7 protein-coding genes are annotated in these 13225 nt (G+C 37.0%); 3 read left to right on the forward strand and 4 right to left on the reverse strand.

Features of this window, described 5'->3' with window-relative positions; genetic code table 11:
- Positions 1-525 precede the first annotated feature (525 nt).
- Positions 526-1647 (forward strand): hypothetical protein, encoded by a 1122-nt coding sequence (locus J2Z23_RS10270; protein ID WP_057981574.1) that lies wholly within the window; start codon positions 526-528, stop codon positions 1645-1647.
- A gap of 98 nt (positions 1648-1745) precedes the next feature.
- Here the strand turns inward: J2Z23_RS10270 and J2Z23_RS10275 are convergent, their stop codons facing one another.
- Positions 1746-1943 carry an ABC transporter permease family protein gene (locus J2Z23_RS10275; RefSeq protein WP_209973855.1) on the reverse strand — a complete coding sequence of 66 codons (198 nt, stop codon included), beginning with the start codon at positions 1941-1943 and terminating at the stop codon, positions 1746-1748.
- Positions 1944-2339: 396 nt separating this feature from the next.
- Positions 2340-4136 (reverse strand): GmrSD restriction endonuclease domain-containing protein, encoded by a 1797-nt coding sequence (locus J2Z23_RS10280; protein WP_057981572.1) that lies wholly within the window; start codon positions 4134-4136, stop codon positions 2340-2342.
- A gap of 280 nt (positions 4137-4416) precedes the next feature.
- Between J2Z23_RS10280 and J2Z23_RS10285 the strand changes: the two genes are divergently transcribed.
- Positions 4417-6558, forward strand: coding sequence for a DEAD/DEAH box helicase (locus J2Z23_RS10285; protein WP_209973857.1), 2142 nt, complete (start codon positions 4417-4419; stop codon positions 6556-6558).
- A 503-nt stretch (positions 6559-7061) separates the two neighbouring features.
- Here J2Z23_RS10285 and J2Z23_RS10290 read toward each other — a convergent pair.
- Positions 7062-9338, reverse strand: coding sequence for a M28 family peptidase (locus J2Z23_RS10290; protein ID WP_209973859.1), 2277 nt, complete (start codon positions 9336-9338; stop codon positions 7062-7064).
- Between the two features lie 241 nt (positions 9339-9579).
- Here J2Z23_RS10290 and J2Z23_RS10295 point away from each other — a divergent pair, with 241 nt between their 5' ends.
- Positions 9580-10002, forward strand: a complete 423-nt coding sequence (locus J2Z23_RS10295; protein WP_057993839.1) for a hypothetical protein — start codon at positions 9580-9582, stop codon at positions 10000-10002.
- A 49-nt stretch (positions 10003-10051) separates the two neighbouring features.
- Here J2Z23_RS10295 and J2Z23_RS10300 read toward each other — a convergent pair whose 3' ends face one another.
- Positions 10052-13153, reverse strand: coding sequence for a DEAD/DEAH box helicase (locus J2Z23_RS10300; protein ID WP_209973860.1), 3102 nt, complete (start codon positions 13151-13153; stop codon positions 10052-10054).
- Positions 13154-13225: the final 72 nt, after the last annotated feature.

Raw genomic sequence — 13225 nt, forward strand, 5'->3', positions numbered from 1 at the left:
TACGAACCCCTTCAATGACAGTTACAAAATAAAATAAAACTGTAAACTTGTAAACATTTCGTAAACATAACTTCTACTGTAAACGTTTTTGTAAACAACAATGACAAGATTGTACACATACTGTCTCTCAGAGATGTAAACATGTTTGTATACATGTTTACATTTTTGTGCACATTCGTTTACTTTTTGTAAACATGTATACTTACGGGTCGGGATACCTATCATTTAGTAAAAGAAGAACGCCTTTACCCTCTAGCAACTGACGTTTATTACTAGGAGTAATAAAAAGAGCTTTTATCCTAATTAGGCTCTATCAATATTGTAGAATCAATTAAACAGAGGGTATTGAAATTGGAGAAGAAGTGTATGCGGAGAATTTCATAGCAATTCGACTTTATGACCGAGGCGGTTGTAACTTAAAAATGGCTATGTTAAATTTATCCATACTTGTTAAATTTATTAAACTTAGGGAATACACCTAAGGTAATAGATAGAGAGGAAACCATACATAAGGAAGTGAACAACATGAAAAAAATAGCCTTGCTAATATCTAGCGTGCTCCTCACCTTTTTCCTCATCGCTTGTTCGGAGAGCGCCACTGCTAACAAAGAAAGCGAAGGAAATGATGAAAAACCGGTACAGGAGGACGGCACAGCAGATAAGAAGGATAAAAAAGAAGAAGCAGAAAAGGTGGAAGAAAAGAAGCCTCCACAACCTTACAAACCACTAGAACCGGCAGGAGATGCTACCCCTCTTAAAGATAAAGTATCTGAAGAGGAATTGGAGCAGATGCCGCAAGCAGAATCCTATGGAGATGATCGGACGAGAATGGTTGAAGTGGGAGAAACATTGGTCAAAGATGCTGAGGATCAAACAGACGGACCTTTAAAGAATCATAGACTTGTTGCCTATTACGGACACCCGAATTCCACCAATATGGGGATACTTGGGGAATTGGAACCAGAGCAATTCATGGAGAAGTTGAAAGAACAGACCCAAGCATATTCAGATGCCGATCCATCCCGTCCCGCTGTGCCAATGATTGAATTAATCTCGACCGTTGCCCAGCGAGACCCAGGCCCTGAAGGGAAGTACTTCCATAGTACTTCACCAGAGCAAATTGACGAGTATGCCGAACTCGCCAAAAAGAACGATGCGCTGCTAATGCTGGATGTCCAACTCGGAACAGATTCTGTGCTGGATCACGTGAAATTACTGGAGAAATGGCTGAAGCTCCCTTATGTTCACCTTGCGATTGATACTGAATTCCATGTAAAGGAAGGACAAACACCTGGTATTGATCTTGGCCAAGTGGACGGAGCTGAAGTACAAGAAGCGGTAGACTACCTCTCAGACATGGTAGAAGAAAATGATTTGCCAGATAAAATCGTCTTAGTCCATCAATTCGTCGACGATGCCTTAACAAACAAAGAAGCCATCCAACCAACTGAAAATGTAGAAGTCGCCTTAAACTATGATGGTTGGGGTGACGGCAACACAAAAATGTCGCTCTATCGCAAATTCGTACGAAACGAAGCAGTCCAATATGGCGGTTTTAAAATCTTTTATAAAAAAGATGAGCCTGTGTTAACTCCTGAAGAAGTTTTGAAACTTGACCCTAGCCCGGCGATTATTAATTATCAATAGAATCACTCTGGGCTGAAATGAACCTTTGGCTATAAGGCAATAAAAGGAATGAACCTCCTAAAAAGAGAACCAGACACCATCCGGTATCTGGTTCTTTTCTATTTCCCCCCAGTAAAGCTAATCCCTTGAATGATTTGCCGCTGGAAGAGGATGAATAATATAATCACTGGGACGGAAGCGACGGCGTTGACGGTCATAGGGACGACAAAGTCGACCAAGTAGGTTGACATCAATGTTGGAATGCCAACAGGTAAAGTGTACATTTCTGGCGATGTGAGCGCCCAAAAAAACTCCATGTGCTGATAAATACCTAGCATACATAATTTACATTACATGTTTCAGTTACCCCACTCTTCAAAAAATGGTATAATGAATTTGTCGAAACACATTTGTGTCCAATGGGATTGGCTTACCATTGCTGATGATGACAGGCTTGTTTATTATTTTCCTTTTCATTTCTTGTATTTTTTCGGATCTTAAAGGAGTGAATCCTATGACAAGTTTAACTACTTTTATTAATTCCTTGTACTCTACTGTGGCAAGCATCATCTCTATAAAAGTAGCCATTCCTTCTTATAGGTTTAACCTACTGACGAGCTTGTGAAATTCAAGTGAAAAGAAGGATTTATAGTAAACAGCTGAACTTTGCTTAATCGCTGTTCAGTTGTTTTTTTATGTTTCTATTACCTAAACTACAAACTCTGGAAATAACCCTTTATCTTCTTCGCCATTAATTGTCTTCTTTCAGCTAAAAACTTTCCATAATCCATGGCTTCCATCTCAAATATCGATTCTGGTATGCAATTCTCCACCATATTCCTTTTCACTTCTGACTCATCTTTAATTTCGCCAATTCGCATATTATGATCCTCTATTTGTTGTTTAACCTTGTCCATATACTGTACTGGGGACTGATCTTTAATAGCTAGGTTGACCACCTGTTCCGTATAGACATAATTGGCGATTTGGTTATATTGCCTTCTATTATTGTAGCCGTTCTTCTGGAGGTATCTTTTTGGGAATACATGGTGCACGTCACCACGTTCTTCTATTAACTGTTGGACAGTGATAGATTTTGATAGGAATGCTGCATCTTTCTGGTAGATTTGGGCCATTATAAACAAGTTGAAATATGGACTGCTTGTAACAGAAGTATCTAGATTAGCAATCAGTATATTATCCCAATATGCATCTGATAGTTCGCCTGCTTCAACGGACTTTACATAATCCATTGGATCATCGTACGTTGCAAAACGTTTAATATCAAAATCAAAAGTGGACTCTGGGGAGCTAGAATATCTCTCTGTCAGTATAGAAGCAACATACCATTTACGGACAATTATATTAATTTGTGAACCAGCAATACCTCGTTCACGCAATAATAAGAACAAAGCATAGGCAAAATTTATAGAGTTTTGTGATCGGACTAGTTTTTTATGGATAACGCCGGCTGATTTTAAAATCATGATGAAACGTTTAAAATTTGTTTCATCCACAAATTTAAGTACGCCATCTTTCAATTGTTTAAAGGATTTCTCTGTGATTTCCATCTTATATTCTCTTGTTTCAAAGTCTCTACCAGATAATAGACTAACAAGATTTGAAATTGGGCCGCGTAAAAATTTAAATGTAAAGGCCACTCTTAATACATCTGAATAACTTGGTTCATAAATATTTGTGTAATAGTCCTTCACCCATTTTATCTTCGAAAAACTTCCACTGCTTGCGAAATCTGTGTCGTTATTCTTAATGTTCTCGTATATAGAAGGGCTCTTCTTCATATGGGAGAAATAATCAATTGTTTTTCGAATAAGCGGACCATCGAATTCATCGTTAACGGAGATTTTTGACATAGCAAAGTCGGCCTGACTCAAATTAACTCCTGCTGAATTTATCCGGATAAATATTTCAGTTACTGTTTCAATATCCAAAGTATGTGCCAGTTCAATAACCCCTATAGAACTTTGTTTCACTTGGATTAGCTTTTGCAGGATTCTATTTAACTCATTCCTTGTAATCTCCGGATTAACTTGGCAATAATTATCGATGAATTCAAAGGTATCAAATTGCGAATCAAAGATACTGGAAATGTCCGGTATCCATCTTTTATCTTTTTGAATTGCCGGGTTAAGTACTTCAAATTTCTCGGCAATAGGATTGAATGCAATTTTGATACGTTTCTTCTGGTAATTGTCATTCACTACCTCTTTTCCAGAAATAGCAGCCATTAATGCAGTTATTCTTTGTTGACCATCTATTAATATTCTCTTGCCCTGCGAGATAGTTCCATCTTTCAATCTCGCATCAGGGTTTTGCCATGTAATAATATACCCTACAGGATAGTCTTTATATAAAGAGTCTAGTAAATCTCTCACTTTGGAAGGCTTCCACACAAATGGTCGTTGAATCTCTGGGATAGCAATGATATCCTCTTCAATCCAACCCAGCAAAATATTCACAGTCATATTATTTACATTATAGTTAGACATAAACTCACTCCTTGATGAGATTCTATTGCGCTTACAATTATGTATGTAACTATTGTACTAGATTAGGGGTTCTTTCTAAACCCCTTCCCATTAAGAGGTAACAATTCTCCAGGTTTCTATATCTTTACGCTATTAACTAAAGGCGGGAGCAAAGAATTCTAGGGTCCTAGTATCATTAAAACAGCTATTCCCCTTTTTAAAGAGTGTCTGGTCATGGAAAGAAAAGTGCTATAATGATAGGTATAAATACACACTTGTATACTTTTTCAGGGGGCTTATCATGATTAAAAACAAAAGGGATGTGAATCTTCTAAAAGCTGAATTAAATCAGATTCGGAGTAATTTAAATCCATTCACAGATAATTATTTTAATCAACAGATTACAGCTTTGTGGGAAGATCTTAAGATAATTGAGGGTTATGAAAAGTTAAAATCAATGCCAATGGATGTTATTTCTACTTTAGGAAAAGGGATGCCCATTAACCATTTAGTCAATAACGGCTTCCTTACGATTTACGATATAAAAGATCAAGTGGCCAACGACCTCTTGCAAATAAACGGCGTTGGGGAGAAGAGTGCATATCTAATTTACAATGCTGTCGCAAAAATAAAAGAATCCACCTATCAACAAGCTATTCCTAAATTGAACCCAGACAATCTATCAGAAGATCATACAAAACTTCTAGAAATGATTTATAAGAAATGGGAACTCTTAAAGGCGATCGAAGCTTTAAGGGATGATCTCGATCGTTTTAATAAGGCGATCGCTCCCGATATAGATACGATAAAAAAGCAAAAAGGTTTTATTGGTTCTCTATTCCAGTCAAAATCTGAAAAGGAAAAGATTAAGGTAGCTTTGGAAAACCTTAATCGAGAGGAATATAAGAAAGAGCTAGAAAACATAAGAGGAAACCTCAATTTTATCCTTCATTTCGAAGTGAGTAAGGAAGAATTAATCCAACATTTTATTGATGAGAACGCCTCTTATTATACAGAGATCGAAAAAGTTACACACTCTCAACCGGTTGAATCACACGAAAGCCTACCAACAGATATCGTAGAGGCAGTAAATCGTTTTGACTTAAATACAAACCGCCTAGAAGTTACATTACGGCATTACCAAGAGTTTGGCGCGAAATATGCGCTCCATTATAAGCGGACTTTACTTGGAGATGAGATGGGGCTGGGTAAAACCATTCAAGCCTTAGCGATGATCAATCATTTGGCTCAAACCGAGCAGGAGTATGCCCTGGTTGTTTGTCCATTAAGTGTTGTAGCAAACTGGAAAAGAGAGATTAGCCTGCGCTCCACATTAAATTCATTTATCTTCCACGGAAATAACCGTGATGCCGAGTTTGAAAAATGGCAAACAAGTGGCGGTGTCTTGATCACAACCTATGAGCAAACATTGAAAATGAACTTCGATAATGAATATTCCCTACACGTATTAATTGTTGATGAAGCCCATTATGTTAAAAATCCGGAAGCTAGGCGTTCCCAAAGTGTATATAAACTAGCAGCTATTGCGGAATATGTATTATTCATGAGTGGAACTCCACTGGAAAATAGATTAGGAGAAATGAAGCAATTAATGTCAATTTTACAACCAGACATTGCTGAAAAATTAACACAAGAGTTGCATCTTCTCCAACCACATGAGTTTAAACAAGTTGTATCACCCATTTATTTACGACGGAATCGAAAAGATGTGCTGAGTGAGCTACCAGAACTAGAAATCATCCCACAGTGGACGAATTTTGGTGAGAAGGAAGAAAAGTATTATTACCAAGCCGTCATGGCAGATAAGTTAATGGCTATGCGACGGGCAGCATGGCAAGGTGGTTCACCGAAAGAGTCTCCTAAATTAGAAAAGCTATTAGACATATGTGAAGCAGCTGGTGAAAATGGACACAAAGTATTAGTATTTTCCTTTTTCAAAGACGTCATTCGCATCATTCAGCAACACTTAGAAGGAAAGACATTTGAGGCTATTACAGGTGATGTACCGAATGCAAGAAGACAAGAAATTATCGATGAATTCACAAAAGCCAAACCAGGATCCGTATTAATTAGCCAAATTACCGCCGGTGGAGTTGGATTAAACATCCAGGCTGCAAACATTGTAATTCTATGTGAGCCGCAGTGGAAGCCCTCTATAGAAGAACAAGCCATTAGCCGCGCGTACCGCATGGGACAATCTAGAAACGTGATCGTATATCGCCTATTGACCGAGGAAAGCATTGATGTAACCATGCTAGAAGTATTAGGCCAGAAATCAAAACTATTCGATCTGTACGCTAGAGAGTCCAATGTCGCATCACTTGCGTTAAATCGACATGAGGAAGCGGAGGATTCTGTTAGACAGAAGGTATTGAAGTTGGAAAAGGAGCGTGTACAGAGGAGCTTAGAAAAAATTCTGTAGAGGATAGTTTTGCTTATGGTGCGGTTCACCGCGACATTTTTAACAGTAAACTATAAAGAAAAAGGGTTATAAAAGATAAAGCTCTTTTATAGCCCTTTAATTTTATTAGTATTAAAGCACTATACCAAATAAGCTAGCAATAGATGCTATGGATCTATGTTACCTGATGTCCCTTAAAGAAAGCCTAGTAATTTTCTTCCTTCCTCCTTATCCTACTTTTAATATGCTTGTTGTAATTTCTCCGCGAAAATTTCACTTTATCCCTTAATATATTATTTGTTCACGTACAAACCGAATGACCTCTTCAGTAGCAGGTGAAGTGAAAAAAATACTATCAGTAGTTAGTCCTCCTCTGACTGTAAATGGTTATTCAACAACATTTATCTGTTATAAAACTCTGGATAAAATCTACGTAATCTGGATTTACCCCTCATTCGTAGAAAGAGCATGTAAAGTTGTTATCAACAGAACATTAAATAACTTTTTAATCGCACTCCTAAAAACTAATAACGAAAAGACTTCAAAACCATATTATAATCCCCATGTGTCGTCATATTAGCAGGTCTTTCCGTATAAGAATGCTCTTCCGGAAGTTCAAATGTCTTACCAATTAAATAAAAATCGAGACTCTCTCCTTCTTTTATCGTAAAGGACATTGTAAAGCCTTTGCTTAAGCCAAAAAGTTCAATAAAATAGGGATTTTCCTTTGAGTAATGCTTTGCATCTAATTGTAGTGCTTTACCATTAATGGATAATTCATTGATTGAAATATCGCTATTTGTACCAAGTTCGATGGCAATTGCATTTGGTGCTGCGATCTCTAATGTAATCGTCTTCCACCCATCTTTGGTCACATCCGAAATTAACTCGGATTGGGGAAGATTGGTATCATAGTACGGTGCATCTGCTGTATACATTTCCCCGTATGTGAAGGATGGAAGCGGGTGATCATCGAACTGTGATTCATCTGCTACAAACTGTTTCGTAAAGGAATCTGGCTTTGTCTCTATTCCCCAAATGGCCTTCTCCAAGTCCCCATCAGCCATGTAATAGACTTGATTTCCAATCGGATGTTCACTGGTTGCCTCCACCGCTATTGTTTCATAGGTTACGATACTAATACCAAGTAAGAGCAATCCAATCGCATATTTCCAGCTTCCTTTTAACCTTACAAAAACAGGGACAAATAACATCAGACTGAAAGCAGCAACGGTCATCACGATATGGATGACGGTTATGGTTAACGCAATATATACGCTATAAACTAAAAATGTAAATAGGACGATACCCGGAACAAGAAAAGCACTATATAAGAGAACATTATTTTCAGTAGAGAACTTCTTGTCTTTCCAAAATACTAGATTCGTTCCAATCAAACTAAAGATTAGTGGCCAAACAAATAAATAACTTGCTCCAGTCATTAGAAAGCTAGAAACACTAGCTAATAGATACCATCCAATCAAAGCCCCCGTCACAACTTGGAATGCCCCTATTTTCTTCTGTACGACGTAGGTGAAAAGGATTAACACGGCTGTAGTAATAAGTAAAAAACCAATTAAATAGATACTGGCAATATGCTGGTCAAATTCCAATAGCCAGCTCACATCCTCGGCAAAAAATGTGACAAGCTTGAAAGCGAATAAAGAAATACTATAGGCAACGGCAAGCGATACTAAGAATAAAAGAAATCCGATTAGTGCACCTAATACTGACACAAGCTTTCTTCTGATTCCGTGAATGATCGTTGCCATAAGCCCAATGAATGTAACGATTAATAAAGGAATAACAAGATTCTCAGAATAAGAAACGAATGTTTGAGCAAACGGATTAAAATAAACAGCATTTTTCTCTGATTGATGATCAAACTTTTTTAAGTCGATATTGCCAAAGTGAGTCGCAAGTTCATATGCGTATGTAGCATGATGCATGAGTGTATTTTTATCAACAAAAGCTAAACTATCAATAGTAGTATGATAGGAATTAAAACTCTGTGCACTTGCGAAATTCAACCCTTGCATACCGGAACCAACAAATTCCGTTAGATCTGTTCCATTTGGCATGACATCATATACTTCTTTTAGGAATGAATTGGAAGCTGGGCTACTTGTTGCTTTTTGGAACTCCTTAATAAGCGCGCCATTTCCACCACTTGTTTCAAACATCACCGTGGCCCCGTTAATTCCTCTTGCCTCGAAATTTAACACGACGTCCACATCTTTTGCCCATGGATGTTCATTGACAAAGGCATGTGCACCAAGAAGGCCCAATTCCTCCCCATCTGTTATTAACATAATCACATCATTTTTAAGAGACTTGTCTTTAAGTATTCGAGCCGTTTCCAGCAATGCGGCAACACCATAGCCATCATCACTTGCACCAGGACTTACGAAAGTACTATCGTAGTGAGCAGCAAGCATGACGGTACCAGAGGAATCGGCACCTTCCATCTTCGTTAGGATATTTTGAACACGGGTAGCCCTTTCAAATTCCGGTTTATGAACAATCGTGTCTTGTACTTCCACATCCAAACCCATTTCCTCTATTGTTTGGATAAGATCATTTTTGACCCTCTCATGTTCATCTGATCCAACCGGATGAGGTTTCTGTGCGATATTTTCAAGAAATCCCCAAGTACTTTCAAAAGAAACCTCCGACGGCTTTGCCTTATCTTTATCCGGTGCTTGTAAAGGCGTCAATCCAATGACAATCCCAAATAAAAATATTAATATTGCCAGTAACCCATAAAAAGGTAATCGCTTCCTTGACTTATTTTTACTCATCCGCATCCCCTTGCCCCTTATTTTGTCTATCTTTATATTATATAAATCCTAAAAAATAATATCCATCCATTCTGATAATTAGAACCAGGCTAAAGGCAATCTTACTTTTACCGTAATAGTGATGTCCTCCCATAAACGTCAATCTACTCATTTGTATAATGGTACTATCAGTACTGGCGTCATCTGTTGGATAGGATTAAAATAATGTATCTATCTATGAAAACAATTAGGAGGAATAAGCTTGAATGATTTTGGTGAACTTTTATATGCTGGCAAGACCGACAATAACAAAAATGGCATTGTATTTATTCTTTTAGGAATTATCTCCTTTGTCGGTGCAAATTTTATCTATGCAAAAATGATGTTAATGATCATTGGAGGAGTGCTAGCACTCATCGGATTATACTTACTTCTATTTAAACGAAGTGAAAAAGTTTTAATCTATGAAAACATGATTGTTTTGACTATAAAGGGGCAGGAACTTTCCATTCCAAAAGAACAGATAAGTCATATCGAATATCAGGAAGTGAAAGTTAGAAGAAGTCCAGTCGTAAGTTATTATCCAATCCTTGTATTAAACAATCAAAGCAAAGTGTTAATGAATAAGGCCTTTAACTCCATGATTAATCAGGATTTCAAGAAAGTGATTGAGTCATACCTTTGAATAGCACCATTTAAAAACGGCAGTTATCTATTTAATAACTGCCCTTTCTTTATTTCATTTGCTTACTATTATAGTCATCAATAATTGAAATTGTTTTATTGGCCACTTCACTTCCAAGTGAGGCATACAATTTCTTATCGCCAATCACATAAAATTCTTCTTTAGCTCGTGTAGCTGCGACATTCATCATGTTGGGATCAGAAACAGCCCATCTCGCTGCCCCACTACTATTAGAATCCGCTCCAAGAACAAAATAGACAATTTTCGCTTCTTTCCCTTGAAAAGTATGGACTGTTCCAATATTTGTTATTTTCCCATTCTCTCGCTTCGTGAAGTTCATTTCATCTAAGACTTGGGCAAGTTTATAAGCGACATTTCTAAATGGGGATATCACATAGATTTCTTCCGCCAAACCTGGGTCTTCCCGCAATCGTTTATCAATCAGGCTTTTCACTAAGTCGGCTTGTTCTTTAACAAATTTGTCATTTGCTTTTCCTGTTGAATCATACCATTGTGATGTTCCTTGTGACTTATCTTCTGGTTTACCTTGTACCATCAGCCCATCATACGAGATTTCATTTGAGATTGTAAACATCGGATAGTTTGAACGTCTATGTACCCAAAGTGGGATGCCAATCCATTCATCCTCATTTTTTTGGAAACCATACTGACTTGTGGCATCGACAATTGTTTGTGTAGATGCATCAGCTGAGACAAATTTTTCATCAACTTTGTAATATCTTCCAATCAAGGTCAGAACATTTGAATCTAACGTCAGCACTGGTTTTATTTGTGATGGGTCCCCAACGACCATAACCTTTTTACTTCTAAAAATTGCGCCAACACTAGCTTGTGGCAGGGCTTGACCAGCCTCATCTATGAATAGATTACCGATTGAATTTTCACTAAGATTTTTAAACATTCTACCAAAACTAGCAAAAGTGGTGCTGATAACAGGGATAGTGAAATTCAACCATTGCCATGACTCTGAAATTAACTGATGGCCATTCTCCTTGCCAATGTATTCGGACTGTTTATTCCAAATCATCCTTGCCGCTTTCAAATTCTTTCTGTTTTCATAGAGGAATTGCTTTCTGACTTTTAGAGCTGAAATAAATAACTCCGATTGTAAAATCCGAAACTGCTTCGTAAACCATGGATTAGACTTTTGAAGTTCATCATATGATAGTGAAAAATCGAGTTCTTTTATGCCACTTTGCCGTTTGAGCTCTTCCAATAACGCCATTTCTTGTTCCAATTTTTTCAAATCACTTTGTTGAGTCGTTATCCATCGATCGAAATTAGCTTTTGTGTCCTGGATTTGCTTTTGAGCATACTCACTTTTTGTAGCATTTTCCTTTATCTCATTTTCCAGTTGCCTACGGTCATTCAATAATGTAGTCTTTTGTTGAGAAAGACGATTTAAATGATCGTTTGCATCATTAAGATTTTTGAAATACTGCTCAACCTTTGGTTTATTAAATATTTTCTGGAACCATAACAAACTTGGCTTTTGTGCGATAACTACTTCATAATTCCTTTCAGCTTGCGCTTGTACATTCGTTACATTTTCCATTTCACTGGAAACATTCGATACATCTTTTTGCAGATTTACACTTTCTTGTCGCAGTCTCTCAAGTTCACGCTTCCCTGCTTTTTCCTGTAAAAGCATATTTGCGCGTTTCCTTTTTTCTTCTTGTTCAAAAGCAAGCAAGTGCTCCTGATGCTTTGTTTTTAATTTTTTAAGATCATACATTTTCTCGCTATATGCTTGAACTTTTTCTCTTTCCATTTTTAATTCTTCATAGAGACGTAAGAATTCTTGATATACACCTGGATTCGCTTGATAATTTTCTTCTAAATCTTTTTCGATTACTTCAATGTTTAACAGTAACTTGTTAATGTTTGTGGATGCTCCACCTTCCAACGAGAATGTACCCCAATTTTCCTCATGTAATAGCTCACTTTTAATCTCGCGACTCTTTCCGAAACCTTCACCGGTTAATTTAGAATTAGCAACATCTTGAAAATAATCCGCTTCCTCTAATTGCCTTTGAAAATCAGCAGCTATCTCCTCTTTCTTTGGTAACTCCTTAACAATGTTTTGGACTGCCCCATTGTTTGAGCTTGCTACAATAATATTCTTATCTGCAATGGAAAGTGGTAAAACACCTAGTTTCGCATTTCGCCAATAAACTAGACCACCTTGAATTCTTTTATCAGCAAGCTGGGAAATTTCCACTGCCTGTTGTACGACTAAATCAGCAAAAATATCTTTTAACAATGTTGTTTTCCCAGTTCCTGGTGGTCCATTGACACTACGAATATCATTTTCATCATTTAAAGCGAGATTTACCGCCACCTGTTGCATAAATGAAAGGGCAAAATCAGGATTACTGGGGAACCGTCCCAACGGGTAAAATTTAGGTTGTAGAATCATTGTCTCGAAAATATGTGGGTTAAAATGAATGGATTCTTTTTTGCTATCTAGATTTTGCCTATCTCCAGAAAAGCCATTAAAATATCGATCCAAATTTTTATTCGTGATTGTCTTTGCTTTGTTCAGATCTTCAATAAAGAAAGAATGTAAATTTACATCTCCATTATCCAAGTTTTTCACAAATGCATAGCGGAAGTTTTCAGTGGAAGCATTATACTTTTGTAAAAGGTCTGAAATCGTGCTATTAAAATCCTCAGCAAATTTCCTATTCAAATCCTCTCTAAATGAGTTTTCGACTTTTAAAAAATCCTCTGGTAAATCACCATGTTGGCGAATATAACCGCTCATCGTAAAGAACAATTTATCCGCTATAAAATTTAACTGGTTATCAAAATATAAAGAGAAGGTGAATTTGTCAGAGTTACTAACTTCTTCGTAGGTTTTAGCAATCTTGTATTTCTCCCTCAATATATCAACAACCTCTTGAAAATTAAAAATATCAAAATATAATACTAAGCCCGACTTCTTAAAGAACTTATCTGATACATCTTGTTGTTCTTTTTGTTTCGTTAAAAAGTCTGAAAAAAACTGATTCCAATCCTCTTCTTTTGTATGTAAAGGCTTTAGCAATTTGTCTTTTTTATTTATAGAACCTTCGGATAGTTGCTCGATCGTAATCCAAGCATCTAAAATATCTTTCCTCTCATTCATATTCTCCCTCCGTTATGATCCATTATAGGAAATTTGCTTTATAAAAGAGTGTTAGCCCCGGCTTAAAAATGA

It is taken from the genome of Lederbergia galactosidilytica (assembly GCF_017873565.1).
GTDB lineage: Bacteria > Bacillota > Bacilli > Bacillales > Bacillaceae_C > Lederbergia > Lederbergia galactosidilytica.